Below are 25585 nucleotides of genomic sequence, written 5' to 3' on the forward strand. Positions count from 1 at the left end.
CGCTTCGGCCGGGCCTGGCGCCGCAAGGCCCCGGTGGAATCCCTGATGCCGCTGCGCCTCGCCCGCTACGGCGTACCGCTGTCGGAGACCGCCCCGGCAGGCCTCGCCGCGGCCGGGATCGGCGCAGGGGCCGGCCGCGCCGAAGCCGGGGGCCCGGCGCCCGCCGTCCCCGTGGCCGAGGCGGTACGCCGCGTCCGCCGGGGCGCGGCCGACCTCCGGATCGCGCTGCCCGAGCCGCCGGCCGCCGCCGACCCGGTCGACGAGCCCGTGCAGCCCGAGTCGCCGCTGCGTCCGGGGGAGACGCCGGAAGCGGCAGCGGACCGGTTCGCGGACGCCTACCGGGCCTTCGTCGACCAGTTCCGCGTCGCACCGACCACCGCACAGTGGGCCTTCTGGCTGCACGACCGGTACGGCACGTCCACCACGTCGGGCAGCCCGTTCCCGGAGGCGTCCCTGGGCCCGCTGCTGCAAGTCCTGCGCCGACGCCACGGGGCTTCCCCCGAGGACACGGCGCCCGGTACCCCAGCGGCCACGACGCCCGCCGGACACCATCGCGCCTACGCCGAGGCCCGACGGTAGTCCTCCACCACGGCGGCGGGAACGACCCGGCCGGACCGGCCGGCCTTTCCCGCAGTCGCTCACAGAGGGACCCTGGTGACGGGCGGAGAGGCGCGCCCTGCGCTCGAGCCGACCGCCGAGGCGGGCCGAGGCAGGCCTGTCCGTCGCGCACGCACCGGATGACCAGGGAGGTGAGGGCCGTGATCAGGTCGGTCGTGGCCGGCGTGGACGATTCACGGGAGGGCAGCGCGGCGGCGGACTGGGCGGCCCGGGAGGCCCTGCGGCGAGACGTGCCGCTCCGCCTCGTGTGCGCCTGGGAAAGGGGCCTGCCCGAGGGCGGCACCGAGACCGCCGTGCCCGGACTGCGGGCTCCGCAACAGCACGCCCGCCAGGTCCTGCACACCGCGCTGGCGCAGCTGGGCCGGCGGTATCCGGGGCTGGCCGTCTCCGCCGAGCAGGTCGCCGGGCCGCCCGTTCCCGCACTGCTCGCCGAGGCTCAGGGCGCCGATCTCCTCGTCATCGGCAGCCAGGGAAGCAGCGGGCTGAGCGGGTTCGTCTCCGGGGCGGTCGCCATGGCCGCCGTGGCCCGTATGGAGCGGCCGATCGTGCTGGTCCGGTCCGACGAGACCGCGGAGACCGAGCATCTGCGCGCCGCCGACGGGCAGCCGTCGGTCCGCACCCCGTTCCGCGACGTCGCCGTCGCCGTCGACGTCGAGGGGTCCTACGACGAAGTGCTGGACTTCGCTTTCCGCGCCGCCGAGCTGCGCCGGGCGCCGCTGCGGGCGGTGCACGCCTGGCACGTGCCGTACTCCCCGGGCCTCGCGGCCACCGAGCAGCGCGCCCGTGTCAGGGCGGTCGCCGAAGAGGAACTGACGCGGCTGCTCGCGCCCTGGCGGACGAAGTATCCGGCGGTGGCCGTCCGGGAGAACCTCCACGAAGGGCGGCCGGCCCATGTGCTCGTCCGGGCCGCGGGCGGAGCGGGACTGGTGGTCGCGGGCATCCGCAGGAGCCGCACCCCCGGCCCCCCGCGCACCGGGCCGGTCGCGCACGCGCTGATCCACCACGTGCGGTGCCCCGTCGCGCTGGTCCCGCACGCCTGAGCGCCGCCGCGGCCTGCGCCGAACCCCCGGCGGGCGGCTCCCCGGACCCGAGCCGCGGCCCTCGACCATGGTCCGCGCGTCACAGGCGGGCCGCGTGATCGGGGACGTAGGTCTGCAAGTCGCGCGGCGGGCGCTCGTACCCGGTGGACGACGGCCGCTCGGGCAGCTCGATCGAGGGCTCCGGCACGCCGTGGTACGGCACCGAGTCGAGCAGGTGGGCGATCATGTTCAGCCGGGCCCGCCGCTTGTCGTCGCTCTCGACGACGAACCAGGGCGCCTCCGGGATGTCGGTGTGCACCATCATGTCGTCCTTGGCCCGTGAGTACGCCTCCCAGTGCGTGATGGACTCCAGATCCATCGGGGAGAGCTTCCACCGGCGCAGCGGGTCCTCCAGCCGCTTGCGGAACCGCTCCTGCTGCTCGGTGTCGCTCACCGAGAACCAGTACTTGCGCAGCAGGATGCCGTCCTCCACCAGCATCCGCTCGAAGATGGGGCACTGGTGCAGGAAGCGCTGGTGCTCCTCCTTGGTGCAGAAGCCCATCACATGCTCCACACCGGCGCGGTTGTACCAGGACCGGTCGAACAGGACGATCTCCCCGGCGGCGGGCAGCTGCGCCACGTACCGCTGGAAGTACCACTGGGTGCGCTCGCGTTCGGTCGGCGTCGGCAGGGCCGCGATGCGGGCGACGCGCGGGTTGAGATGCTCGGTGACCCGTTTGATGGTGCCACCCTTGCCGGCCGCGTCCCGGCCCTCGAAGACGACCACCAGCCGGGCGCCCTGCGCCCGCACCCACTCCTGCAGCCGCACCAACTCCGTCTGCAAACGCAGCAGTTCCTGCTCGTAGACCTTGCGCGGCACCTTCGCCGTCTGCCCGCCGGCCATGTCGCCCGCCTTCCTGGCCCCTGCCCGGGACCCGCTGCCGTGGACGCTCGCAGTGTAGGCACCCGGGCCGCGCCGGCGCCCGCGGGAGGCCACCGGAACCTCCGGCCGGCGACCCGCCTGTGGGGCGCGGCCGGCGGTGCGCGCCGTGGGCGACGGCGATGGCAGGATCGGCCGGATGAGCAAGGATCAAGAGGATCGGCCCGTCGCCCTGGTCACCGGGTCCACGTCGGGGATCGGGGAGGCCGTCGCGCGCAGGCTGGCGGCGGACGGCATGCGGGTCGTGGTGCACTCACGGCGCAGCACACGGGAGGGGGAGGAACTGGCGGCCGGGCTCGGCGGGACATACCTGCGCGCCGACCTGGCCGTGGAGCACGAGGCCCGGGGCCTGGTGGAGGCGGCCCTCGACCGGTACGGGCGGCTGGACGTGCTGGTGAACAACGCCGGCATCAGCCGGCCCGTCCCGCACCACGACCTGGCCGCGGCCGCCCCGGAGGAATGGCGGGAGGTGCTCGAGGTCAATCTGATCGCACCGTGGGTGCTGTGCACCGCGGCGCTTCCGGCGCTGCAGGCGTCACCGGGCGGCGGCAGCATCGTGAACATCACCAGCCACGCCGGAGTGCGCCCCAAGGGCTCGTCGGTGCCGTACGCGGCGAGCAAGGCCGCGCTGAACCACGTGACCCGGCTGCTCGCGGCCGCGCTCGCCCCCGGCGTGCGGGTCAACGCGGTGGCGCCGGGCCTGGTGGACACGCCGATGACGAAGGACTGGGCCGACGCCCACGCACTCTGGCGGGAGCGCGCACCCATGGGCCGGCCGGCCCGGCCCGCCGACGTGGCCGACCTGGTGGCATCGGTGATCGCCCACAGCTATCTCACCGGCGAGGTCATCGTGCTCGACGGCGGCCTGAACCTGACCTGACGGGGGAAGGCAAGAGGCAGGTGCGCCTTGACAGTTGGAAGTCGTCAAGGCGTACTTGCCTCATGCCTCTGGTCGAGGACTACGGCGAGCACTGCCGGACGCACGGCAGTTCGTGGGCCGGCATCGGCGTGGCCTTCGGCGCGGAGTCGGCCGGTGTCGCGCCCGGGACGGTCCACGAGGCGGTCGGCGCCCGGCTGCGCAGGGGAGCCTCGCAGGCCGCCGCACGGATCGCCTGGACGCCGTACTCCCGCAAGGCGATGGCCACCGCCGAAGCGCGCGCCGGGCAGGCCGCGCTCCGCGACGAGTCCGACGAGGTGACGCGATGACGGCACCCGGTACGGCCGATGCCGAGCGGGTCAACGCCGGGATGTGGCACGCCTATGGGGCGCACCACCTCGGCCGGGCCACGCCCCTGCCCGAGGTGGACGGCATCGACTGGGGACCGTCGGGGACCGGGCCGGGGGACGGTGTTCTCGGTGACCTCACCGGCCTGCGCGTGCTCGACCTCGGCTGCGGTCCGGGGCGGCACGCCGCCCACCTGGCCCGCGCCCACCGCGCCGCCGTGGACGCCGTCGACGTCTCACCGACCCAGATCGACCGCGCGCGGGCGCGCTACGGCGACCTGCCGGGCCTGCGGTTGATCCAGGCCGACGCCGTCGCGCATCTGCGCGCATCGGCGCCGTACGACGTGATCTACTCCCTGTCCGCCATCCACTTCATCGACCCGCACCGACTGCTGCCCGTCCTGTCCGCGGCCCTCAAGCCCGGTGGGCGGCTGTACTTCACCGTGCTGCACACCAACTCGTCCGGACACGGGCCCTCTTCGGAGGTGAAACCGCGCCCGGAGATCCTGCGCCTGGCCGGCGGCGGTGAACTGACCGGACACATGTGGGTGCTCACCCCGAAGCTGTGGACGGAGCTGCTCGCGCACCACGGGCTGCGCGTCGAGGAGGTCACCGCGCTGGACGCGCCCGAGGACGGCAACCAGGCCTCCTACCGGCTCTTCCAGGTCCGCAGGCCCGCCCGGATCACGTCCCGTCCCCGTACGGCTCAGCCGCCCGTCGCGCACGCGGCGGCCGGGGTCGGCGCCGTGCTGGTGGGACCGCGCGGTCTGCTGCTGGGCCGCCACCGGCGGGGGACCGTCGAGCTGCCCGGCGGCACGGTGGAGCCGGGCGAGTCGCTGGAGGAGACGGTCGTGCGCGAACTGGCCGAGGAGACCGGCCTGCACGCGGACCCTGCCGACGTCCGCCTGCTGGGCATGCTCCTGGACCAGGTCGGCGGCGTCGTCCGCATCACGTTCGGCGCGCTCGTCACGCGGTGGCGCGGCGAGCCCGCCGACCAGCCGGGCGAGCGCGTCGGCGACTGGGGCTGGTGGCCGCTGGACGCGCTGCCGGCGGGCCTGTTCGAGTGCAGCGCCCAGATCCTCACCGCCTGGCGCCCCGACCTGCCCATCGACCATCCGCCCGCCCGCTTCACGCCCTTCGCCCAGCCACACGGCGGCGAGCCGCCCCGCCCTGGTCCGGACGCCGTCGGTCAGGCCGGGAAGTAGCCGCTCAGCACGCAGCCGTCGACGAGCGCCTTCTCCGTGCGGTGGCCGCTCGGCGGCGAGAAGTCCGGGTCGCAGGTCAGGAAGGCGAGTCCGGACGGCGACAGGGCCTCGATCTGGTCGTCGCCGACGGGTACGACCGCGTAGTTCCTGCCGATGGCGGACAGGTCGTTGTTCTTCTTGGCCGCGGTCTGGAACTTCCGCATGTCCGACACCAGCAGCAGAGCGATGGGATGCCGGAAGTCCTTGCAGACCGCGCGCTCCTTGATGCCCCAGGAGGGGTCCGCCGCCTCCTGCGTACCCCAGGCGGTGTCCTCGGCGCCGTGTCCGGCGTCGTACTCCGCGCCCGGCACCACGTCCTTGCAGGAGGTGAACACGTCGATGTAGCGGGAGAGCGTGTCCATGTCCGAGGCCTCGGACAGATCACCGCCGAAGCCCTGCTCGGTCGCACCCTCGCCGCCCGCCCCGGCCGGGCCGGCCGAGGACGACCCGGGCACGGCCTGCTCGGCGCCCGAAGCGGCGGAGGTGCCGCCGCCGCACCCCGCCGTCGCCGCGAGCGCCATCAGGGAGGCGGCGGCCGCGAGTGCTCGCTTGACGTGGATGATGTCCGTTCTTTGTCGGAGACATGATCGTCAGGTCCCTAGCCGAACGAACCTCCCGCCTCCCACGCCCGCCGATCTCCGTGGCCGACCGCGATCCCCCGGTGTCGACAGCGGGGCTCCCCTGCGGCTATTTTTTTTACATGTATAAAAAAACGCGAGGACAGCCGGGAATGGTGCTGGCAGCCGTGGCCGTCCCCCAGTTCGCCGTCGCCCTGGACCTGTCGGTGGTCAACGTCGCCCTGCCCGCGATCCGCACCGCGCTGGGGTTCGCCCCACTCGACCTGGCGTGGGTCGTGCACGTCTACGCGCTCACGCTCGGCGGATTTCTGCTGCTGGGTGGCCGCGCATGCGACCTGTACGGCCGGCGCCGGCTCTTTGTGGTGGGCCTGGCCGTCTTCGGGCTGTGCTCCCTGGCGGGCGGGCGGGCTGGCCCAGGCGCCCTGGCAGCTGATCGCCGCCCGCGCCGGTCAGGGCTTGGGAGCCGCCGCGGCCACCCCGGCCACGCTGGCGATGCTCACCACCACGTTCCCCGAGGGGCCGCGGCGCGTACGCGCGCTCGGGGTGTGGAGCGGGGTGAACGCCGCAGGAGGAGCACTGGGCGTGCTGGCGGGTGGCCTGCTGACCCAGTACGCGGGCTGGCGCGGGGTGATGCTGATCAATCTGCCCATCGTGGCGACGGCGCTCGCGCTGGTTCTCGCAGGCGTGCCCGTCGACGCACGTCCCGCCCGGCGCGAGAGGCTGGATGTGCTCGGTGCCGTCCTGGCCACGGGCGGAGCCGGGCTGCTGGTGATCGGTGTCGTGCGCACCGACACCCAAGGGTGGGGCTCACCGGCCACATGGGCCATGCTCGTCGCCGCGGCCACGCTCCTGGCCGCCTTCGTTCACGCCGAATCCCGGTCTCCCGCACCGCTGTTGCGCCTCGGCCTGCTGCGCAGCCGCTGGGTCGCCGGCGCCAACGTGCTGGTCTTCTTCTCCACGGCCGGGCAGTTCGCGGCCTTCTACTTCGTGTCCCTGTACATGCAGCAGGTGCTGGGCATGGGTGCCGCAGCAACCGGTGCCGCGTTCTTGCCCTTCTCCGTGAGTCTGGTCGCGGGCAGCGTCGTCGCGACCCGGGTCACCGCGGCACGCACCCCCCGTGCCTCCCTGGTCCCCGGCGCCCTGCTCGCCGCCGCGGGCCTGGCATGGTTCGCCTGCATCAGCCCCGACGGCCGCTTCCTCACGGACGTACTCGGCCCCTGCGTCATCACCGGAGTCGGCGTCGGACTGGTCATCGCCCCGATCGTCGCCGCCGCGACCACTGGCGTCGCCCCCCATGAGGCCGGTATGGCCTCCGGCCTCATGAACAGTTCCCGCCAACTCGGCGGCTGCGTCGGCCTGGCCGCCCTGGCCACCATCGCCGCGCACCGCACCGGCACGGCCACCGACCCAGCCGCGCTCAACGCCGGCTACGCCCTGGGTCTGGCCATCGCCGCCGCGCTTTTCCTGCTCGCGGCGGTCGTGGCGATCGGCGTACTGCCACGCCGCCAGGCCGGAACACCTGCCCCGCAATCCGCCCCCACCAGGGAGAACCGGCTGGAAGGAACGCCGTCATGACGCCTTCCCGGGCGTCGTCCGACGGGGTACGTGCTCCCGGGCGTCCGAGCCCCTTGCCCCGCAGGGGAGTTCACCTGTCGGACGGCAACCGCCCCCGCGTGGCGCGTGCTCAGCGGTGGGCCGTCGCGGTGAGGCGGCGGAGCGCGGCCTGGGCCGGTGGCCCCCAGGTGGGCTTGCCGCCGGGGCGCCCGCGCACACCCGCCTCGCCGATGAGGACGCCACCCAGGGCGCGCATCACGGCCCAGCCGCGGGCACGGCGCAGGGTCGCCGGGTCCGGGGCCGGGCGGTAGGCGTCGTGGCAGAGGTCCACGGCGCCGTCCGGCAGCAGGATCCACGCCGCCGCGAGATCGCAGGCCGGATCGCCCGCGCAGAGATCGCCGAAGTCGATGACACCGCAGAAAGTGCCGTCCGCGGTGAGGACGTTGGCCGGATGCAGGTCGCCGTGGAGCCACAGGGCCGGGCCCGTCCAGACGGGTGCGGCAAGGGCGTCCTCCCAGACGGCGCGGACCGCGTCCGGGTCGGGCAGCAGCCCCAGTTCGGTGGCCGAGGCCAGGCCCTCGGCGACCTGCTCGGCCAGGTCGGCCAGCGGTCCACCGCGGTGATGGCCGGCCGGTGCCCCGGCGGGGGCCGGCCGGTGCAGCGCCGTCAGGAAGCCGGCCAAGGTGCGGGCCGCCTCCGCGGCACGGGTGGCGGGGGCGAGGTCGGCGGGCGTACCCGGCACCCAGGTGGTGACGATCCAGTGCCGGGGGAACCGCTCGGAGGGCTCGCCGAGCCGCTGCGGGACCGGGACCGGCAGCGGAAGGTGCGGCGCCAGGGCGGGCAGCCAGGCGTGCTCCTTGCGCAGCAGCACATCCGCTCTCGGCGTCGCCCAGGGCATCCGCACGGCGAGGTCGTCACCGAGCCGCCACAGCTGGTTGTCCCAGCCGCGCGCGCCGAGCCGCACGGGGTGTTCGGCGAGGTCGGGGTGCTGGTCGCGCAGCAGACTGCGTACCAAGTCCGCCGTGATCTCCGGCATGAGGTGCGTCATGCCGGCCCACCCTAGGGCGTGGCGGTGACGAGGACCCGGCACGGTAGCGTGGTGATCATGGTGGACTGGGTGCTGCGCCCGGCGTCGACGGCGGACATCGACGCGGCGGCGGAACTGCGTGAGGCGGCGATGAGGCCGGATCTGGAGCGCCTGGGGCGGTACGACGAGCACCGGGTGCGGCAACGCCTGCGCGACCGGTTCGAGCCTGCGCACACCTGGGTCATCGAGGTGGGTGGCGCGATGGCCGGCTGTGTGGCGCTGCGGCCGGCCGAGGACGCCCACTGGCTGGAGCACTTCTTCCTCGCCCCGGATCTGCACGGTCACGGCATAGGCTCCGCCGTGCTGCGACGGTTGCTGGAGCGGACCGACCACGCGGGCGCCCTCGTCCGGCTGAACGTGCTGCGAGGCAGTGCGGCCCGACGGCTCTACGAGCGGCACGGGTTCACCGTGGAGAGCGAGGACCCCGTCGACGTCTGGATGGTGCGCAGGCCCGACCGGACCCCGGTCCGCCCCTGACAGGACGTCAGGCGAGGTCGCCCACGACCTCCCAGGTGCGCAGCCGGTCGTCCGGGCCGCCGAGCTCACTGGCGGTGACGACGACCTCCGTGGCCCCGGCGTCGCGGTAACGGCGTACCGTCTCGGCGAGGTGCTTGTCGTCGCCGATGGCCGCGAGGTCCACGGGGTGTGCGGCGCCGGACTGCTCGATGACCCGGGCGTAGGACGGGATCTGCTGGTAGAAGCCGAGCGCCTCGTGCGCGGTGGCGCGGACCCGGTCGGGGTCGCCGGTGACGACACCCGGCACGAACGCGACGACCCGCGGGCGGGGCCGTCCCGCCTCCTCGGCGGCGCGGGTGAGCGCCGGCACGATGTGCTGCTCCAGAGCCCGCGGCCCGGCCAGATACGGCAGGATCCCGTCGGCGAGCCGGCCGGCGACGCGCAGCGCCTGCGGCCCCATCGCGGCCACGAGCAGCGGTACGACGGGCTCGGCACCCGGCACGGACGCGGGCAGCGGCGTGCGCGCCGTGATCAGTTCCCCCTCGAAGTCCGCCCGCCCGGTCTCGGTCAACTGCCGCAGCGCCAGCAGGAATTCCCGAAGCCGGCCCACGGGCCGTTCGAAGGGCAGCCCGAAGGCCCCCTCCGTGAACAGCTTCGTGCCGAGGGCCAGGCCGAGGTGGTAGCGCCCGCCGGTGGCGGCCTGCACCGTCTGCGCCTGGCTGGAGACGAGCAGCGGATGCCGGCCGAACACCGGAAGCGCGGAACTGCCGAGGTGGATGTCGGGCACCTCGCGGCCCACCACCGCCGCGAGCGTGGGGGAGTCGTAGCCGAAGGTCTGGCCGAACCAGACGCTCTTGACGCCGGACGCCCGTGCCTCGCGAGCCTGCCGCACCACCTCGTCGACGGTCAGCGCGGCACCGGGCGTGTCGATGGTCACTCCTACAGTCATGACGACGTCAACTTGCCGTCACCGCAGCGAATTCCGTGACGGTCGTGAACTCCGTGTGTCGTCCCGGGCCGACTCGGGCGTACGGATGGTGCCGCCGTACCAGGTAGATGGATGTCCGCGCCGCGGCGGCCCGGTTCGCGCGACGCGGCCCGCCGTGCCCACGCCCCCGGCACGGTCGTACCCGGTGAAGCGCCCATGTCCCGGGCCTCGTCCGGTGTGCAGGAGTACTAGTGTCCGTGTCATGACCGAAGACTCCCTGCGCTCCGTCACCGTCGAGCGAACCGGCACCGGGCACTTCACCGCGACGAACGCCCGCGGCGGGACGATCAGCTTCGCCACCGAGGGCGCCGCCTTCACCCCGGTCGAGCTGCTGCTCGCCGCGATCGGCGGCTGCACGGCGGTCGACGTCGACGTCGCCACCACCCGCCACGCCGAGCCGGACCGCTTCGCCGTCACCGTGACGGGTCACAAGGTCAGCGACGAGCAGGGCAACCGCCTGACCGATCTCGCCGTCACGTTCTCCGTCGCCTTCCCGGACGGCGAGGCGGCCGAGCGCGCCCGCGCGATCCTGCCGCGCGCGGTCAAGGCCTCCCACGACCGGCTCTGCACGGTCAGCCGCACGGTCGAGACCGGCACGCCCGTCACCGCGACGATCGAGGAGGCGTGACTGCGGAAAGGGATCCCCGCGACGGCCGATGAGTTTTCCCGCGATCGGCAGTCGAAGAAGACGGCTGGTGCGCACGGCCTCCGCGAACGCGGCGCGCGCACCGCACGCATCCGCTGAGCACACGACCCGAAGGAACGACCATGCGCACCCTGATCAGCACCGCCTTCATCTCGCTCGACGGTGTCGTGGAGGCCCCCGGTGGCGAGTCCGGCTACCGCAATGCCGGCTGGACCTTCAAGGACGTCGAGTTCGTCCCCGAGGCGTACGCCCTCAAGGGCCAGGAGCAGCAGGAGGCCACCGCGATGCTGCTGGGCCGGGTCAGCTACCAGGCGTTCAGCCCGGTGTGGCCGGACATGGCGGACTTCGCCGACTACAAGGTGATGCCCAAGTACGTCGTCTCCACCACCCTCACCGAGGGCGACCTCGTCACCGACTGGGGTGAGACCACGATCCTGCGCTCGCTCGACGAGGTCGCCGCGCTGAAGGAGACCGAGGGCGGCCCGATCATCGTCCACGGCAGCGCCGAACTGAACCACAGCCTGTCGGACGCCGGCCTGATCGACCGCTACCACCTGCTCGTCTTCCCGCTGCTGCTCGGTGCCGGCAAGCGCCTGTTCAGCGCCACCGACAAGGACGCCCAGAAGCTGAAGCTGGTCGAGCACGAGGCGTACGCCAACGGGCTGCAGAAGCAGATCTTCGACGTCGTCCGCTGACGGGCCGTCGGGTCGGCTGTCATCCTGTGACGAGGGCGGAGTTGTGCCACGTGATCACGTGCGCATAGGTTCCGCCCCATGGACATGACACGCAGGGCGATTCTCAAGGGCATGGCCGCGGCGCCGTTCGTCACCGCCGCGGGCAGCGCGCTCTTCCCGGCCGTCGCTCAGGCGGCCACCATCGACGCGAGCCAGTTCGGGCTCACCTACCGGACCGGCAACAGCCACGGCGCCTACGCCGACCTCGTAGCCGGGCTCGCCACCAAGCTCCCCACCGTCGACGCCACGGCCGTCATCGCCGACACCAACCGCAGCGCCACCCGCCTCACCAGCGCGCCCGGCACCGTGCAGGCGTTCGCGGCCGGCTTCACCTGGGAGAGCGGCGACCAGACCGTCGACTACTGGATCCCCCAGGGCGTCACCACCAGCGCCGACGCCTACGCCGACGGCCTCTACCCGTCGAACGGCTCCAAGCGCGTGGTCGCGGTCTCCTGGTACTTCGAGACCGACCCGGACGGTGACGGCGTCGACGAGTACCCGATCGACAAGGGCGTACGGCTTTCGTTCGTCGACACCACCAACGCCTCCGCACCCACCTACCGTCACGTCCTGCTGGTCGAGCCGGCCAAGACGTCCTCCGGGGAGTACTCCTTCAACCCCGTCCGCCGGCACGCCGGCGGCATCATGTGGTACGGCGACCTGCTCTACATGGTCGACACCTTCAAGGGGCTGCGGGTCTTCGACCTGACCAAGATGTTCACGGTCGACACCGCCGAGAAGGACGTCTGCGGCCTGCACACCGACGGCAAGTACTACGGCTACTCCTACCAGTACGTCCTGCCGCAGGCCGCCGCCTACGACAACACCGGCAAGTACGTGCGCTACAGCGCGATCGGCCTCGACCGCGCCAGCAGCCCCGACTCCCTCGTGGTCAGCGAGTACTCCGTCTCCGGCAGCGTCGACTACACGGACGGCACCTTCAGCGGCAGCGGCGTCGCCACCACCACGCCCAAGGTGGTGCGCTGGAACCTCGACTACACCAACCGGCAGATCTCCTCGCCCACCGCGTCCGAGGCCGTGACCGTCGCCCAGCAGAAGATCCAGGGCGTCGTGTCCCAGAACAGCAAGCACTACCTCGCGGCCAGCAACGGCTCCTCCGCGGGATCCCTGCGCACCTTCACCTCCGGCGCCTCCACCGCGAGCGCCGTGTGCAACCTGGCCGTCGGCTGCGAGGACCTCAGCTTCCACAGCAGCGCCACCACGGGCTGGGCCTACAGCGAGTCCGTGATCTGGAACCTCAGCGAGTACGCCGGAAAGCGGTACGTCTACGCCGTCCACGCCGACGGCTCGTAACCACGGTTCCGTCCTGGGGTGGCGCGGCCCGCGCCACCCCGTCGGGGCGTCGTCGCGTCAGTGCACCGCCCGCTTCACCAGCTCGGCGAGACGCGCCTCGTCGGCGGCGCTCAGCCCGGTCAGGGCGTACGACGCCGGCCACATGCTGCCCTCGTCGAGGTGCGCCTGGTCGCTGAAGCCGAACGTCGCGTACCGGGACTTGAACTTCTCCGCGCTCTGGAAGAAACAGACGACCTTGCCGTCCAGGGCGTACGCGGGCATCCCGTACCAGAGCTTCGGCGCGAGCTGCGGCGCACTCTCCTTGACGACGGCGTGCACCCGCTCGGCCATGACCCGGTCCGACTCCTGCATCTCGGCGATCTTCGCCAGCACCGCGGCCTCGTCCTCGGCGGCCTTCGCGGCCTTGGAGGCGCGGCGCCCGGAGGCCCTGACCTCCTTGGCGCGCTCCTTCATCGCGGCCCGCTCCTCCGCCGTGAACCCCTCCGCCGGCTCGTCGGCGGCCGTGGCGCTCTTCGCAGACTTCTGGGTGTCCTTCACTGCGGGTTCCCTCCTGGAACATGGATCACGATGGGCCTCGGTATGGGGGGAGTTGCCGGCCCGTCCCGGCCGGCGAAGCGACGTCATCCCCAGGTGCCGGCGATCTGCCGGGTCGTGGCGTTGAGCCGGTTGAACAGGTTCGTGACGCCGATCATCAGCACGATCGCGGCCAGCTGCTTCTCGTCGAAGTAGGTGGCGGCCGTGTCCCAGATCTCGTCGCTCACCGCGTCGGGACGGTCGGCCAGGCGCGTCGCCGCCTCGGCCAGGGCGAGGGCCGCCCGCTCCTCGTCGGAGAAGTACGGCGCCTCCCGCCAGGCCACGACCGTGGCCAGCCGCTCGTCGCTCAGGCCCGCCTTGCGGGCGGTCCTGGCGCCGCCGTCGACGCAGGCGCTGCAGCCGTTGATCTGGCTGACCCGCAGATGCACCAGCTCCAGGATCTGCACGTCCACACCACCGGAGTGCACGGCCTTGAAGAGCTGCTGGACGGGCTGCATGGCATCGGACAGGACGACGGCGGGGTTCTGCATACGGGGCTGCATCTCGGGCTCCTTCGCCGGTTCGGTGCCCCGCTGGCGTCGGGGCGTGACTCCATCACAGACCGGCCCGCGCGTCCGGGCCACGGCGATGGGACACCATGGGACAGCTGAAACAGCCTTGACCAGCGGCTACTTGGCCGGGAAGACTTCTGCGGCCACGGGACGCGAAGGCGGGGGGAACACGGTGGAGGTACGCGAACGGGCGGCGCAGGCCGAACCGCAGGACGAACTGGCGGCACGGCTGCGCCTGCTGCAGGAACTGTCCGGACTCGGCGTGCGGGCCCTCGCCCGCGACACCGGCCTCAGCTCCTCCTCCCTCTCGCGCTACCTCAGCGGACAGACCGTGCCGCCCTGGCCCGCCGTGGTCGCGCTGTGCCGTCTCGTCAAACGCGACCCGCGCCCCCTGCGCCCCCTGTGGGAGCGCACCTCCAACCCGCTGCCGGCGCCCCCGAAGAGCAGCCGCCAGGGCCGGCCCCGGCCCCGCAACGACCTGCCGCGCGACGTCCCCGACTTCACCGGACGCCAGGACCAGCTCACCGCCCTGCTCGACGCGGTCGCCACCCACCGCGCGGTCTGCGTCGACGGCATGGCGGGCGTCGGAAAGACCTCCCTCGCGGTGCACGCCGCCCACCGGCTCGCCGCCGACTTCCCCGACGCCCAGCTCTATGTCGACCTGCACGGCTTCACCGAGGGCCGTCCCCCGCTCGACCCCGACTCCGCGCTGCGCATGCTGCTCGGCGCCCTCGACGTCCCCTCCGAGCGCGTCCCGCAGGACGGCCTGGAACAACTTGCCGCCTGCTGGCGGTCCGAACTCGCCCACCGCCGGGTCGTCGTGGTCCTCGACAACGCCGCCGACGCCGAGCAGGTCCGCCCGCTCCTGCCCGGCGCCGGAGACTCCGTCGCGCTGATCACCAGCCGCAACCGGCTCCTCGGCCTGGACGAGGTGCCCCCGCTCTCGCTCGGCGTGCTCAGCCCCGAGGAGAGCGCCGAACTGCTCGCCCGCGCCAGCGGCGACGGGGGCGGCCCCGACGGGCGCCTCGCCCGCGACCCCGAGTCGGCCGCCGAAGTGCTGCGGCTGTGCGGCCATCTGCCGCTCGCCCTGCGGCTCGCCGGAGCACGGCTGCGGCACCGGCCGGGCTGGACCGTGGGCATCCTCGTCGAGCGGATGGCCGGGGGCACGAGCGAGTTCGACACCGCGTTCGCCATGTCCGTACGGCAGCTCGACCGCGCGCAGGCGCGCCTGTTCCGCATGCTGGGCCTGCTGCCCGGCGAGTCCTTCGACGAGTACCTGGCGGCCGCGCTGGCCGACGTGCCGCTGCGCACCGCGCAGGCGATGCTCGAGGACCTGCTCGACGCCCACCTCGTCCAGCAGCCGACAGCCGGCCGTTACCGGCTGCACGACCTGGTGCACCAGCACGCGCGCCGCGCCGCCGCCGAACAGGACTCGGCGGCCGAGCGGGAACGGGCCCTCGGCCGTGTGCTCGGGTACTACGTGCACGCGGCGGCCGCCGCCGACGCCGCGATGCCGTTCCTGTCGCCGGGCCGGGCGGCCACCGCCGGCCCGCCCCCGGCCGTCCTGCCCCGGTTCGCGGACAAGAACGCCGCCTTCGCCTGGCTGGTGACGGAGTACGCCAACCTGATCGCCGCCTTCGAAACGGCGGCCGCCGTCGGCGCCGACGTTCATGTGTGCGAGCTGCCGCGCTTCCTGCGCGCCTACTTCGCCCGCCGCTGCGGCACCATGCACCTGAACTTCCTCTTCGAGCGGTCACTGGCCGCCGCCGAGCGCCTCGGCGACCCGCTGCAACTCGCCGAGGCGCACAGCGACCTGGGCTTCGCGCGCTACAACGCCGGCCGGCTGCCGGAGGCCGCCGACGCCTACGAAACCGCCCGCACCCTGGTGGCCCGGGCCGGCGATCCCCGCACCGAGGCCGAACTCGCCCTGCGGCGCGGCTACTTGAGCTGGGACGCCGGGGATGTCGAGGAACCGCTCGAACTCTTCCGGCTGGCCGGGACGTTGTACGAGCAGGCCGGTTTCCCGACCGGCGCCGCCGACGCCGCCGCGGCGGAGGCCTGGGCGATGCTCCAGCTGGGACACCGCGAGGAAGCCGCGCGGCGCGCCCGCGACGTGCTCGCCGTCCCGCACACCGACCCGGCCTGGCCGCCCGCCCTGACCGCCCGCATCACCCTCGGCGTGGCCATCGCGGAGGAGGCGCCCGACGAGGCGGCCGCACACCTGGAGCAGGCGCTCGCGGTGGCCCGCGCCGACGGACATCTGCACAACCAGGCCTGGTGCCTGAACTGCCGGGGTGTCGCGCTGCGGCGGATGGGCCGCTACGAGGAGGCGCTGGCCAGCCATCGGGAGGCGTTCGCGCTGCTCGACGAGTTGTTCGAGGAGCACTGGAAGATCCACTTCCTCAACGGCTACGCCGAGACCTGCCGGCGCGCGGGCCTGCCCGAGGAGGCCCTGCGGCTGCACCGGCAGGCGCTGGAACTGGCCCCGGGGCTCGGCAACCGCTACGAGGAGGCGCTGGCCCACGACGGCATAGCGGCTCTGCTCGACGGGGCCGACCCGACAGCGGCCGAGGAACACCGCGCGGCGGGTCGGACACTGCTGCGGGAGCTGCGGGCGGGGTGACGGAGGGCGGGCGGCTGCCGTGTCAGAGGTGCGCGCCGACCGGTCAGGCGGCTGTCGTACGGGAGGCGAGGGCGTCGATGAGCTGGTCTCGGCTCATCTTCGAGCGGCCCGGGATGTCCCGGTCGGTGGCCCGCTGGTAGAGCTCGGCCTTGCTCAGCCCGGCCAGCTCGCGCTTCGAGCCCTGGGAGCGGCGGGTGCTCCCGGCCCCGGTGCTGCGGCCGGTGCCCTTCGCGCCAGCGCCGCGGCCGGCGCTCTTCGCGCGCGTGCCGCCGCCGGTGTTCTTGGGGCCGGTGCTCTTGGCGCCCGCGCCGCGGCCACCCCTCCCCGACGCCTTGTCGCGGCCGGACGGCGCCCCGCGGGACCTGCCGGCCCCGGCCTGCCGTTTACGGCCGCTGCCGCTGCCGCTGCCGCTGCCGCTGCCGCTGCCGCTGCCGCTGCCGCTGCCGCTGCCGCCGCCGGACGAGCGGGCGTTGTCCAGGCTGCTCTCCAGCGCCTTCATCAGGTCGATGACGTTGGTCGCCTCGGGCGCCTCCTCGGCGAGGGCGACCTCCTCGCCCTGCGCCTTGGCCTGCACCAGTTCCCGTACCTTCTCCTGGTACGTGTCGTGATAGCGGCCCGGCTCCCACGGGGCGCTCAGGGCGTCGACGAGCTGCAGCGCGACATCCAGCTCCTTGCCGCGCGCGGCTCGCCCGGACGGCAGTTCCGGCAGCTCCTTGCGGGGGTCGCGCACCTCGTCGGCCCAGTGCAGGGTCTGCAGCACCACGGCCTTGTCCTCGGCCCGCAGCGCGGTCAGATACTCCTTGCCACGCATGACGAAGGTCGCGATGCCGGCCTTGTTCGCCTCGGCGAGCGCGGCGCGCAGCAGCTCGTACACCTTCTGGTACTCCTTGCCGCGCGGGCCCACATAGTAGGTACGGGCGAAGTACACCGGCTCGATGGCGTCCAGGTCGACGAAGTCACTGATCTCGATCACCTGGGAGCGGCCCGGCGCGATCTCGTCCAGCTCGTCGGGCTCGACGATCACATACTCGCCCTCGGACACCTCGTACCCCTTGACGATGTCGTCGGTGTCGACCTCCTTGCCGGTGCGCTCGTTCACCCGCCGGTTGCGGATGCGGTCCGCTGTGCCGCGCTGGAGCTGGTGGAAGTGGACGGTGTGGTCCTCGGTCGCGGAGTACAGGCCGACGGGCACGGTGACCAGCCCGAACGTGATCACACCCGTCCAGATCGCGCGCGCCATGACCGACCCTTCCGTCCCGGACCGCCCCACCGGGTGTCTGTGCCACGGTGGCTTCTGCCGTCCACGCTGACACCGCCGGGCCCGCGGCGCGCGCCGAGTGCGGCCCGTGTGTCACGCCGCGGCGGCCGGATCTAAGTCGATGATCTCCAGCTGCGCGTCGGGGCGGCAGTGGATGCAGGCGGGCAGGCCACCGGCCAGCAGTCGGCGGGCCTCCTCCCGGCCGACCGGGCGGTGGCGCGAACCGGCCATCCGGCAGTCGCCGGTGTGCACCTGAAGAGGCGGGCGTCCGGCGCCGATGCCGAGCTGGACGATCCAATCCGGCCGCGCGGGCCGGTTGCGCCGGCCGCGTTCCTGTTCGGCCTGGCGCCGCTGGAGCGCCGCGATCTTGCGGTCGATGCGCTCGAGCCACAGGGCGTGCCACACCCGCAGGGTGTGCAGGCGGTCGAGGTCGGGCGGCAGGTCATCGAACACAGTTTTGATTCTAGGCCCAAGATCCACCCTCGTGCACTCGCGTGTTCGATTTTTCGTTCGATATCGTGGTGGTGGGAGGTGAGATCCATGAACGCCGACGTTCCCGCACGTCAGACGGCGACGGTCATGCACGTGCGCTGTCCGGACCGGCTGCCGGAGGAGACCTACCGGCAGGTCCTGGAGCAGCTCACGGAGCTGTCGCCGGTCGTGCAGGCCCTGCCGCCCTCCGCGGCCCTGGTCGAACTCAGGGGCGCGCTGCGCTACCACGGCGCCGACCCGCGCCGGCTCGGCGAGATGCTGCGGGTGCGGACCATCTCCCGCCTCGGCGTCGACGTCCGCGTCGGCGTCGGACCGTCCATCACCGTCGCCGCCACCGCCTCCGGACAGATCGCCCCACCCGGCGGCGTCCTCGCCGTCGCTGCGGACCAGGTGACCGACTGGCTCGGCCCGCTCCCCGTCGAGGCCCTGCACGGCATCGGCCCCCGCCAGGCGCAGGTTCTGCGCGACTACGGCATCCACTGCGTCGGCCTGCTCGCCGCCGCCCCGCCCGCCACCGTGCAGCGGCTGCTCGGCGGCCGCGCCGGCCGGCTGGCGGCGGACCGCGCCCGCGGTGTCGACCCACGCCCCGTCGTCCCGCGCGCACTGCCCGCCTCGGCGAGCGTGCGGCACACCTTTCCGCGCGAGGCGCTGGACGGCGCCGACGTCCGCTCCGCCCTCCTGGAACTGGTCGTCCGCCTCGGGATGCTGCTGCGCCGCCGGGGCCAGGCTGCCCGCGCCCTGACCCTGCAGCTGTCCTTCGCCGCCGGCGGCAGCTGGGAGAAGACCCGCCGCCTGGCCGAACCCTCCGCGCACGACGACGACCTGCGCGTCCTCGCCTACCAGCTGATGGACGCCGCGGGCCTGCAACGGGGCCGGCTCACGCGGATCACACTCAAGGGCGAGGACCTCGTCGACGCCGACCGGGTCGCCCGGCAGCTCAGCCTGGAGACCGGCCGTGAGGCGCGGCTGATGGCCGAGGGCGCGATCGACCGCATCCGCGACCGGTTCGGCCCCGGCGTCATCGGCCCCGCGGCGATCTTCCGCAACGCCTCCTGACCGCCCACGCGGGCCGCCCACCCGGGCGGCCCCCGCCCGGGTCGCACCGGCCGACCGACGTGCATCAGCGCGCGGCCGGGCTGTTCGTCGCCCTCCCGCCTCGCCTGGCACCGGCCGGGGTGATGCTGAACCAGCGGCAGGGCGTGGCCTCACCCCTCCCGAGGACCGGAGCTGATCCGCGCCAGGTCCGCGGTCAGCGACTCCAGCCACGACACCGTCGCGTAGTACAGCCGCGGCGTGTCCGGCGGCTCGGCGGCGAACTCCGCGAAGATCACATCGATCGACGGCACGGGCGCGCTCGGTGTGTCCCCGCCGGGATCCAGCGCCGCCGAGACCAGCAGCATCCGCCCGGCCACGCGCTCCCCGACCCCGGCGAGCGCCTCGGCCGCCACCGGGCCCAGCACGGCGTGCGGCGGCTCCAGCAGCCGCTGCGACCCCCACAGGGTGTGATGGCCGGCCATCAGCGTCGCCTGCCAGTCCACCGCGGCCGGCACCGCCGCGGGGGCCCGGCCCCCGAAGTGCGTCGGCTCGCTCTGGAACTGCGCGTACGCGGACTCCGCGAGGATGACCGAGCGATGCAGCGACCGGTGCCCGGCCGGCACTCCCGACGGAGCGGCCACCGGTGTGCCGTGCGCGGCCGAGGCACTGGTCGCCACGACGATCTCCGCCGCCCTGCGCAACAGCTCCGCGGCCGCGTAGCGCAGCTCGTCGTGGGCGCCGCGCGGCCACGCCAGCACCCCGAAGATCGCGCCGATCACGCTGCCGACCAGCACGTCCAGCATCCGCACCTCCGCCAGGTGCCACGTCGGCGGCGCGAGCTGAGCGAAGACCAGCGCCACGAGCACGGTGAACAGGCCCTGCGCCCAGCCGACGCCCCGGACCGGCCCGACGGTGAAGGCGATCAGCATCCACACCGGCAGCAGCACCGCGTAGAAGCGGGTGTCCGTCCCGGCCAGCGCCAAGATCCCGGCGGTCACCAGCGCACCGGCCAAGGTGCCCGACAGTGCCAGGCGGACGGTGTGCCAGGTCGCGTCCATGGTCGTCCTGGTGAGCGTGAGCGTCGCCAGCATGGCCCAGAAACCGTGGGGCAGTGTGTCCACCCCGGCCACGACCCGCGCGGCCGTCAGCGCCAGGGCGATGCGCACCGCGTTCTGGAAGAAAACCGACCGGCGGCCTGCGTGCCCGCGCAGCCGGTGCCCCCACAACAGCGGCGCCGACGTCGTGGCGTACCAGAAACGGCCCGGCGGCACCGGCAGAGCCGCATGCCGGCCCCGTACGGCCAGATCGGCGGCGACCCCCATGGCCAGCGCCGCGTCGGCGACCTCCAGCACGGCGGCGTGGCCGCGCAGCACCGCCGGAGCGAAGCTCAGCACGCCGGTGCCGCGGCACGGCCCGGCGGAGACGGCCGACAGGCGGGCGCGCGCGGTGACCAGCGCCTCGTACGGCGCCAGGGCCGACGACCCGGACCGCAGACAGCCGGCCGTCGCCCCGGCCAGCTCCGCCACCGCGCGCAGCACGGCCGTGACCTCCGGGTCCGGCTCGCCGCGGCCGGTGCCCAGCGCCGCCAGACGGCTCAGCAGGGTGCGGATGGCCAGGCCGGTGTGCGCGAGGGCGCGCGCCCGCCTGCCCGGCCCCGCCGGGCGTTCCGCCTCCGGCACGTGCAGCGGCCGCAGCGCCTGCCCGGCCTCCCACGCCGCCGCCCGGTCCGCGCCGGTCAGGGCGTGCGGCGGTGCGGCGAGGCGCCGAGCGCACTGCGCGGCGTTCCGCGCGGCCCCCGCGGCCCGCTCCTCGTAGGACGGCGGGGCGCGCTCGGCCAGGAGCAGCGCCTCCGCCGCGACGAGCAGGGCGACACCCGCGCTCGTCCCGATCAGGCGGTCGCCGAGCGACCCCGGATCGTACGGAGGGAATGACGGCAGGATGTACAGCAGTTGCAGGCCCGGTGCCGCCCCCGCCGCGCGCGGGCCGCCCACGGCGGAGAAGGCCAGGGTGAAGCCGACCACCAGCATGCCGGCGGCGGCGCTCCAGGTGCGGACCGACAGAGCGGTGCCGACCACCACCAGGACCCAGCACAGTGGCACGGCCCGCAGCAGTACGGCCGCGCGCTGCCGCCCGGTGCCGGGGATCCGCGACAGCCCGCCCAGCGCGATGGCGGTGAACAGCGCGTAGGTCGCCGCCACGGGGCGGTCCAGGCCGTAGCGGAAGACGTAGAAGCCGGTCGCCGCGACCAGTGACACCCGCACGGCTCGGCGGCCCGAGGCGGCGTAGGCCGCCGGGCTCCACCACCGGGCAACGACACCCCGCACCCCTTCAGCATCACGCACACCACCGGACCCGGCACCCGCCCGCGCCCCGCACCGCCCGGAAGGCCGGCCGCTGCCGGCCGCTCAGTACGGGCTGTTCATGGCCGCGCGTACCTCGGCGAGCGTGGCGTCGGCCACGGCCCGGGCGCGCTCGTTCCCCTCGCGCAGGATCTCGCGGACGTGGGCGCGGTCCTGGGCGTAGGCGGCTCGCCGCGCCCTGATCGGGGCCAGGTACTCGTTGACCGCCTCGGTCACCGTCTTCTTCAGCGCGGCGGCACCCGCCGAGCCGATGTCGTCGGCGACCTCCTCGGGGGTGCGCTGCCGGCAGAGGGCCGCCAGCAGAAGGAGGGAGGACACCTCGGGGCGCGTGACCGGGTCGTAGGCGATGTGGCGCTCGGAGTCGGTCTTGGCGCCCTTGATCAGGCGGGCGGTCTCGTCGGCGTCGGCGGCCAGGGTGATGGCGTTGCGGCGGCTCTTGCTCATCTTGGTGCCGTCCGTGCCGAGCAGCAGCGGCGCGCTCGACAGCAGCGCCTCCGGCTGCGGGAAGACGGCGGCGCCGTCGCCGTAGCGGTCGTTGAAGCGGCGGGCGATCGTGCGGGTGATCTCCAGGTGGGGAAGCTGGTCCTGGCCGACCGGTACCAGGTTGGCCTTGCAGAAGAGGATGTCGGCCGCCTGGTGGACGGGATAGGTGAACATCAGGCCGCTGACCGCGGACTGGCGCGAGTGCGCGATCTCGTCCTTGACGGTGGGGTTGCGGCCCAGCTCGGCGACGGAGACGAGGCTGAGAAAGGGCAGCATCAGCTGGTTGAGGGCGGGCACCGCGCTGTGCGTGAAGATCGTGCTGCGGGCCGGGTCGACGCCGATGGCGAGATGGTCCAGGACCAGGTCCTCGACGTGCCCGGCCAGGTTGTCCGCCACATCACGGTCGGTCAGCACCTGGTAGTCCGCGACCAGTACGAACAGCTCCACGCCGAGGTCCTGGAGCCGGACCCGGTTGTGCAGCGTGCCGAAGTAGTGCCCCAGATGCAGCCGTCCGGTGGGGCGGTCGCCGGTCAGGACCCGGAACTGCCCGGGTTCCTTGCGGATCAGCGCCTCCAGCACCGCGCTGCGGGCCCGGGCGGCGGACACCCCGAGAGCGTCGGGGGAGGGAGCGGTGGCGGTGGGAAGGGTGGTGTCCATGAGATCTCCTGGTGAGTGCTGGACGCCGTCGGACGACACAAGCCCTGTTCCAGGGGACACAAAAAGGGCCGTTCGTCCGAACGGCCCTTGTCATGCGTGTGAGGCGGCCGCTCCTAGGAGGAGCGCCACCAGCTCAGACACGCGAAACGATGCATGCGCACATCATACCGTCGGCCGCGTCGGCCCGAGAGGACTTCGACACGACCCGCCGTCCCCTCCGACGCGGTGCGGGGAGGGGACGGCTGGTGCGGCCGGTGAATCCCACGGCCGGCGGGGGGCTACGGCTTGCGGGCGAGCCCCCCGTGCTCGGCGACGATCTCCGGGGTGCTGCCCGGCTCCGGACGCCACTGCGTGACCGGCACCACGCCGGGCTCGACCAGCTCGAGACCGTCGAAGTACGCGGCGATCTCGTCGACCGTACGCAGGTTGTACGGCACGGCGCCGCTGCTGTTGTACGCGTCCTGGGCCGCTTCGAAGACGGGGTCGATGCCGAGCGAACCGTCGTTGACCGCGAGGTAGCTGCCCGACGGCAGGGCTGCCATCAGCCGCGTGACGATGGCGCGTGCCTGCTCGTGGTCACCGACGTGGCCCAGGATGTTGCTGAGGATGAGCGCGGTGGGCCGACCGAGGTCCAGCGTCTTCTCGGCGGAGGCGAGGATGCGCTCCGGGTCCGTCACATCGGCGTCGATGTAGGAGGTCGCGCCCTCGGGGGAGGAGTACAGCAGGGCACGGGCGTGGGCCAGGACCAGCGGGTCGTTGTCGACGTACACGATCCGCGTCTCGGGGGCGAGCCGCTGGGCCACCTCATGGGTGTTCTCGGCGGTCGGCAGACCCGTGCCGACGTCCAGGAACTGCCGGATGCCCGCCTCGCGGACCAGATACGTGATGGTGCGGCGCAGGAACGCTCGGCTGCTGCGGGCGATGGTGACGATGCCGGGGAAGACGGCGGTGTAGGCGTCGCCGGCCTCCTCGTCGACGGGGTAGTTGTCCTTGCCGCCGAGCCAGTAGTTCCAGATGCGGGCGGAGTGCGGCACCGACGTGTCGATCTTCTGGTGCGTCGTCGCGGGGTCGGTCATGGGTCCTAACCGTCTTTCAGCCGAGGCGTGGATCATTCACCGCACAACCTACGTCCGAACCTCCCCCTCCCACCCGCCAGTTCGACCTTTCCCGTGGTGGCGGACCGCCCGGCGCCGCGCCCCGTCCCGGAGCGCCGATTCCGGGCCCGCTGCTCAGCCGGGACGGCCGGGTCGACACGGTCGTCGCGGTGCGCGTCGGCGACGGCCTCATCGCCGGCCCGGACGCCGTGCGCAACCCCGCCGAGCTGTCGCGCGTCGACCGGGAGACCGTGGTGATCCGTTGAGGAAAAGAGCTGAGGAAAAGACGAAGGCAAGGAGGAAAAAACCACTCCTTGCCACTCTCAAGGTATAGCGCACAGGGGGGCTTGCGGCAAGGCCCCCCTCGTGCCGCAGAATCGCCCGGCGAAGCCAAAACCAGCGAAAACGGGGACTTTTGATGATCGATGTGCTCATTGCCGGCGGCGGCCCGACCGGCCTGATGCTCGCCGCCGAGCTGCGGCTGCACCATGTGCGGGTGGTCGTGCTGGAGAAGCTGGCCGAGCCGACCGAGGAGTCCCGCGGGCGTGGCCTGCATGTGCGCAGCGTCGAGATGATGGACCAGCGCGGCCTGCTCGACCGGTTCCTCGCGGTCGGTGAGAAGTTCCAGGTCGGCGGCTTCTTCGGGGGCATCCACAAGCCGTGGCCGCAGGGCGTGGACACGACCCATCCGTACGGCCTCTCCATCCTGCAGCCGGTCACCGAGCGGCTGCTGCGCGAGCGGGCACTCGAACTCGGCGCCGAGCTGAGGCTCGGCTGCGAAGTGGTCGGGGTGAGCCAGGACGCGGACGGGGTGATCGCCGAACTGGCCGACGGCACGCGGCTGCGCTCGCGCCATCTGGTCGGCTGCGACGGCGGCCGCAGCACCGTGCGCAGGCAGCTCGGCGTCGCGTTCCCCGGCGAACCCGCCAAGGTCGAGACGCTGCTGGGCGACGTGGAGATGACCGCGGACCCGGACACGGTCGCCGCCGTCGTCGCCGAAGTCCGCAAGACGCAGCTGCGGTTCGGCGTCATCCCCAACGGCGACGGGGTGTTCCGCGTCGGCATGCCCGCGGCGAAGGTGTCCGAGGAGGATGCGGGCCCGCCGACTCTGGAGGAGTTCAAGGCGCAGCTGCGGGCCGTCGCGGGCACCGACTTCGGCGTGCACTCGCCGCGCTGGCTGTCCCGGTTCGGCGACGCCACCCGGCAGGCCGAGCGCTACCGGGTCGGCCGGGTGCTGCTGGCCGGCGACGCCGCCCACATCCACCCGCCGACCGGCGGGCAGGGGCTGAACCTGGGCATCCAGGACGCGTTCAACCTCGGCTGGAAGCTGGCAGCCGAGGTGCACGGCTGGGCGCCGCGGGGACTGCTGGACAGCTACCACGCCGAACGGCATCCGGTCGGCGCGGCCGTGGTGGCCAACACCCGTGCCCAGATGACGCTGCTGGGGACCGACGCGGGGGCCGTGGCGCTGCGCGCGCTGCTGTCGAAGCTCATGGACTTCAACGAGGTGAACCGGTACATGACCGAGACGGCCTTCGCGGTCGGCGTGCGCTACGACCTCGGCGAGGGCCACCAGTTGCTCGGCCGGCGGCTGCGGGACGTGCAGTTGAAGGGAGGCCGGCTGTACGAGTTGATGCACAGCGGCCGGGGGCTGCTGCTCGACGGTACCGGCACGCTGTCGGTGGCCGGCTGGGAGGACCGCGTCGACCACGTCGTCGACGTCGGCGAGGAGCTGGACGTACCCGCCGTGCTGCTGAGGCCGGACGGCCACGTCGCGTGGGCAGGCGAGGACCAGCAGGCCCTTCTCGGCCCGCTGCGGACGTGGTTCGGCGACCCTACCGACTGATCAATCGGTCGGTTACGGGCTTTCGTCGGAGCGCCGAGCCGGTGGGCGTACCAGACCGGACCGGCCTACCGTTTCCGTCCATACGCGGGACATCCGTGCAACGGCGCCCCGTCCGGGCGCCGTTGCCCTTGAGGGGGCCCCACGGGGGCCAACTCCTACCTGCTCCTGCGCCCTTCCGGCAGGGGCGCGGACGCCGACCAGGTGATCCGCGAGATGTCCGGCCGGCTGCACACGCCGGCCGGACGCACTC

General features: G+C 73.4%; 22 protein-coding genes and 2 pseudogenes. 13 read left to right on the forward strand and 11 right to left on the reverse strand.

Going from position 1 to position 25585, the window contains the following annotated elements; all coding sequences use genetic code 11:
* Together AB0J12_RS04810 and AB0J12_RS04815 are read left to right on the forward strand one after the other, a co-directional pair.
* Positions 1 to 579 (forward strand): annotated as a pseudogene (locus AB0J12_RS04810) (hypothetical protein); the annotation flags it as partial.
* Positions 580 to 758: 179 nt separating this feature from the next.
* Positions 759 to 1658, forward strand: coding sequence for a universal stress protein (locus tag AB0J12_RS04815; protein WP_363262762.1), 900 nt, complete (start codon positions 759 to 761; stop codon positions 1656 to 1658).
* Positions 1659 to 1737: 79 nt separating this feature from the next.
* On the opposite strand, the gene ppk2 is transcribed toward AB0J12_RS04815, so the two are convergent.
* Entirely contained in the window at positions 1738 to 2541 is an 804-nt protein-coding gene (gene ppk2, locus AB0J12_RS04820) for a polyphosphate kinase 2 (RefSeq protein WP_363262763.1), read from the reverse strand.
* Between the two features lie 175 nt (positions 2542 to 2716).
* Between ppk2 and AB0J12_RS04825 the strand changes: the two genes are divergently transcribed.
* The 3 genes from AB0J12_RS04825 to AB0J12_RS04835 all read left to right on the forward strand — a co-directional run bounded on the left by AB0J12_RS04825 (position 2717) and on the right by AB0J12_RS04835 (position 5006).
* Positions 2717 to 3457, forward strand: coding sequence for an SDR family oxidoreductase (locus tag AB0J12_RS04825; protein WP_363262765.1), 741 nt, complete (start codon positions 2717 to 2719; stop codon positions 3455 to 3457).
* Between the two features lie 62 nt (positions 3458 to 3519).
* A complete protein-coding gene (locus AB0J12_RS04830) occupies positions 3520 to 3783 on the forward strand; it encodes a hypothetical protein (RefSeq protein ID WP_363262766.1) in 264 nt (87 codons plus the stop codon).
* Positions 3780 to 5006, forward strand: coding sequence for a bifunctional class I SAM-dependent methyltransferase/NUDIX hydrolase (locus AB0J12_RS04835; protein ID WP_363262767.1), 1227 nt, complete (start codon positions 3780 to 3782; stop codon positions 5004 to 5006). The genes AB0J12_RS04830 and AB0J12_RS04835 overlap by 4 nt, the downstream gene beginning before the upstream one ends.
* Here the strand turns inward: AB0J12_RS04835 and AB0J12_RS04840 are convergent.
* Complete coding sequence (locus AB0J12_RS04840) at positions 4991 to 5566, reverse strand: hypothetical protein (RefSeq protein ID WP_363262768.1); 576 nt, start codon at positions 5564 to 5566, stop codon at positions 4991 to 4993. The two genes, AB0J12_RS04835 and AB0J12_RS04840, sit on opposite strands and share 16 nt — an antisense overlap.
* A gap of 179 nt (positions 5567 to 5745) precedes the next feature.
* On the opposite strand from AB0J12_RS04840, the pseudogene AB0J12_RS04845 reads away from it, so the two are divergent.
* Positions 5746 to 7198, forward strand: a pseudogene (locus AB0J12_RS04845) (MFS transporter).
* 109 nt (positions 7199 to 7307) lie between these two features.
* Here the strand turns inward: AB0J12_RS04845 and AB0J12_RS04850 are convergent.
* A complete protein-coding gene (locus AB0J12_RS04850) occupies positions 7308 to 8225 on the reverse strand; it encodes an aminoglycoside phosphotransferase family protein (protein WP_363262770.1) in 918 nt (305 codons plus the stop codon).
* Between the two features lie 57 nt (positions 8226 to 8282).
* Between AB0J12_RS04850 and AB0J12_RS04855 the strand changes: the two genes are divergently transcribed.
* On the forward strand, positions 8283 to 8741 hold the full coding sequence (locus AB0J12_RS04855) for a GNAT family N-acetyltransferase (protein ID WP_363262771.1): 459 nt from the start codon (positions 8283 to 8285) through the stop codon (positions 8739 to 8741).
* 7 nt (positions 8742 to 8748) lie between these two features.
* Here the strand turns inward: AB0J12_RS04855 and AB0J12_RS04860 are convergent, their stop codons facing one another.
* Positions 8749 to 9669 (reverse strand): LLM class F420-dependent oxidoreductase, encoded by a 921-nt coding sequence (locus tag AB0J12_RS04860; protein ID WP_363262772.1) that lies wholly within the window; start codon positions 9667 to 9669, stop codon positions 8749 to 8751.
* 241 nt (positions 9670 to 9910) lie between these two features.
* Between AB0J12_RS04860 and AB0J12_RS04865 the strand changes: the two genes are divergently transcribed.
* From AB0J12_RS04865 to AB0J12_RS04875, 3 genes are all read left to right on the forward strand, one after another.
* The gene (locus AB0J12_RS04865) at positions 9911 to 10336 is read left to right on the forward strand and encodes an OsmC family protein (protein ID WP_363262773.1); all 426 of its coding nucleotides are present in this window, start codon (positions 9911 to 9913) and stop codon (positions 10334 to 10336) included.
* A 140-nt stretch (positions 10337 to 10476) separates the two neighbouring features.
* Positions 10477 to 11049 carry a dihydrofolate reductase family protein gene (locus AB0J12_RS04870; protein ID WP_363262775.1) on the forward strand — a complete coding sequence of 191 codons (573 nt, stop codon included), beginning with the start codon at positions 10477 to 10479 and terminating at the stop codon, positions 11047 to 11049.
* A 78-nt stretch (positions 11050 to 11127) separates the two neighbouring features.
* The gene (locus AB0J12_RS04875; RefSeq protein ID WP_363262776.1) at positions 11128 to 12402 is read left to right on the forward strand and encodes a hypothetical protein; all 1275 of its coding nucleotides are present in this window, start codon (positions 11128 to 11130) and stop codon (positions 12400 to 12402) included.
* Between the two features lie 57 nt (positions 12403 to 12459).
* On the opposite strand, the gene AB0J12_RS04880 is transcribed toward AB0J12_RS04875, so the two are convergent.
* Together AB0J12_RS04880 and AB0J12_RS04885 are read right to left on the reverse strand one after the other, a co-directional pair.
* Positions 12460 to 12855 carry a DUF1801 domain-containing protein gene (locus AB0J12_RS04880; protein WP_363263204.1) on the reverse strand — a complete coding sequence of 132 codons (396 nt, stop codon included), beginning with the start codon at positions 12853 to 12855 and terminating at the stop codon, positions 12460 to 12462.
* 167 nt (positions 12856 to 13022) lie between these two features.
* The gene (locus AB0J12_RS04885; RefSeq protein WP_363262777.1) at positions 13023 to 13478 is read right to left on the reverse strand and encodes a carboxymuconolactone decarboxylase family protein; all 456 of its coding nucleotides are present in this window, start codon (positions 13476 to 13478) and stop codon (positions 13023 to 13025) included.
* A 181-nt stretch (positions 13479 to 13659) separates the two neighbouring features.
* Between AB0J12_RS04885 and AB0J12_RS04890 the strand changes: the two genes are divergently transcribed.
* The gene (locus AB0J12_RS04890; RefSeq protein WP_363262778.1) at positions 13660 to 16110 is read left to right on the forward strand and encodes a tetratricopeptide repeat protein; all 2451 of its coding nucleotides are present in this window, start codon (positions 13660 to 13662) and stop codon (positions 16108 to 16110) included.
* A gap of 43 nt (positions 16111 to 16153) precedes the next feature.
* On the opposite strand, the gene AB0J12_RS04895 is transcribed toward AB0J12_RS04890, so the two are convergent.
* The gene (locus AB0J12_RS04895; RefSeq protein ID WP_363262779.1) at positions 16154 to 17350 is read right to left on the reverse strand and encodes a Ku protein; all 1197 of its coding nucleotides are present in this window, start codon (positions 17348 to 17350) and stop codon (positions 16154 to 16156) included.
* 111 nt (positions 17351 to 17461) lie between these two features.
* Complete coding sequence (locus AB0J12_RS04900) at positions 17462 to 17821, reverse strand: DUF6233 domain-containing protein (RefSeq protein WP_363262780.1); 360 nt, start codon at positions 17819 to 17821, stop codon at positions 17462 to 17464.
* An 87-nt stretch (positions 17822 to 17908) separates the two neighbouring features.
* On the opposite strand from AB0J12_RS04900, the gene AB0J12_RS04905 reads away from it, so the two are divergent.
* Entirely contained in the window at positions 17909 to 18916 is a 1008-nt protein-coding gene (locus AB0J12_RS04905) for a hypothetical protein (protein WP_363262781.1), read from the forward strand.
* Positions 18917 to 19065: 149 nt separating this feature from the next.
* Here AB0J12_RS04905 and AB0J12_RS04910 read toward each other — a convergent pair whose 3' ends face one another.
* The 3 genes from AB0J12_RS04910 to AB0J12_RS04920 form a co-directional block, all read right to left on the reverse strand.
* Positions 19066 to 21219, reverse strand: a complete 2154-nt coding sequence (locus AB0J12_RS04910; RefSeq protein ID WP_363262782.1) for an FUSC family protein — start codon at positions 21217 to 21219, stop codon at positions 19066 to 19068.
* Positions 21220 to 21300: 81 nt separating this feature from the next.
* Positions 21301 to 22395, reverse strand: coding sequence for a tryptophan--tRNA ligase (trpS, locus tag AB0J12_RS04915; protein ID WP_363262783.1), 1095 nt, complete (start codon positions 22393 to 22395; stop codon positions 21301 to 21303).
* Positions 22396 to 22673: 278 nt separating this feature from the next.
* Positions 22674 to 23471 carry an SAM-dependent methyltransferase gene (locus AB0J12_RS04920; RefSeq protein WP_363262784.1) on the reverse strand — a complete coding sequence of 266 codons (798 nt, stop codon included), beginning with the start codon at positions 23469 to 23471 and terminating at the stop codon, positions 22674 to 22676.
* A gap of 436 nt (positions 23472 to 23907) precedes the next feature.
* On the opposite strand from AB0J12_RS04920, the gene rox reads away from it, so the two are divergent.
* Positions 23908 to 25335: a rifampin monooxygenase gene (gene rox / locus AB0J12_RS04925; RefSeq protein ID WP_363262785.1), complete on the forward strand. Its 1428-nt coding sequence runs from the start codon at positions 23908 to 23910 to the stop codon at positions 25333 to 25335.
* Positions 25336 to 25585: the final 250 nt, after the last annotated feature.

Source organism: Streptomyces sp. NPDC049915 (assembly GCF_040656475.1).
In the GTDB taxonomy this organism is placed as follows: Bacteria; Actinomycetota; Actinomycetes; order Streptomycetales; family Streptomycetaceae; genus Streptomyces.

Excerpts from the sequence above, each read along its gene's own strand:
- rox (WP_363262785.1), top strand. The coding sequence starts at position 23,908 with ATGATCGATGTGCTCATTGCCGGCGGCGGCCCGACCGGCCTGATGCTC.
- AB0J12_RS04920 (WP_363262784.1), bottom strand. The coding sequence starts at position 23,471 with ATGACCGACCCCGCGACGACGCACCAGAAGATCGACACGTCGGTGCCG.
- trpS (WP_363262783.1), bottom strand. The coding sequence starts at position 22,395 with ATGGACACCACCCTTCCCACCGCCACCGCTCCCTCCCCCGACGCTCTC.
- AB0J12_RS04895 (WP_363262779.1), bottom strand. The coding sequence starts at position 17,350 with ATGGCGCGCGCGATCTGGACGGGTGTGATCACGTTCGGGCTGGTCACC.
- AB0J12_RS04830 (WP_363262766.1), top strand. The coding sequence starts at position 3,520 with ATGCCTCTGGTCGAGGACTACGGCGAGCACTGCCGGACGCACGGCAGT.
- AB0J12_RS04835 (WP_363262767.1), top strand. The coding sequence starts at position 3,780 with ATGACGGCACCCGGTACGGCCGATGCCGAGCGGGTCAACGCCGGGATG.
- AB0J12_RS04865 (WP_363262773.1), top strand. The coding sequence starts at position 9,911 with ATGACCGAAGACTCCCTGCGCTCCGTCACCGTCGAGCGAACCGGCACC.
- AB0J12_RS04860 (WP_363262772.1), bottom strand. The coding sequence starts at position 9,669 with ATGACTGTAGGAGTGACCATCGACACGCCCGGTGCCGCGCTGACCGTC.
- AB0J12_RS04840 (WP_363262768.1), bottom strand. The coding sequence starts at position 5,566 with ATGGCGCTCGCGGCGACGGCGGGGTGCGGCGGCGGCACCTCCGCCGCT.
- AB0J12_RS04905 (WP_363262781.1), top strand. The coding sequence starts at position 17,909 with ATGAACGCCGACGTTCCCGCACGTCAGACGGCGACGGTCATGCACGTG.
- ppk2 (WP_363262763.1), bottom strand. The coding sequence starts at position 2,541 with ATGGCCGGCGGGCAGACGGCGAAGGTGCCGCGCAAGGTCTACGAGCAG.
- AB0J12_RS04870 (WP_363262775.1), top strand. The coding sequence starts at position 10,477 with ATGCGCACCCTGATCAGCACCGCCTTCATCTCGCTCGACGGTGTCGTG.
- AB0J12_RS04850 (WP_363262770.1), bottom strand. The coding sequence starts at position 8,225 with ATGACGCACCTCATGCCGGAGATCACGGCGGACTTGGTACGCAGTCTG.
- AB0J12_RS04825 (WP_363262765.1), top strand. The coding sequence starts at position 2,717 with ATGAGCAAGGATCAAGAGGATCGGCCCGTCGCCCTGGTCACCGGGTCC.
- AB0J12_RS04885 (WP_363262777.1), bottom strand. The coding sequence starts at position 13,478 with ATGCAGCCCCGTATGCAGAACCCCGCCGTCGTCCTGTCCGATGCCATG.
- AB0J12_RS04875 (WP_363262776.1), top strand. The coding sequence starts at position 11,128 with ATGGACATGACACGCAGGGCGATTCTCAAGGGCATGGCCGCGGCGCCG.
- AB0J12_RS04880 (WP_363263204.1), bottom strand. The coding sequence starts at position 12,855 with ATGAAGGAGCGCGCCAAGGAGGTCAGGGCCTCCGGGCGCCGCGCCTCC.
- AB0J12_RS04855 (WP_363262771.1), top strand. The coding sequence starts at position 8,283 with ATGGTGGACTGGGTGCTGCGCCCGGCGTCGACGGCGGACATCGACGCG.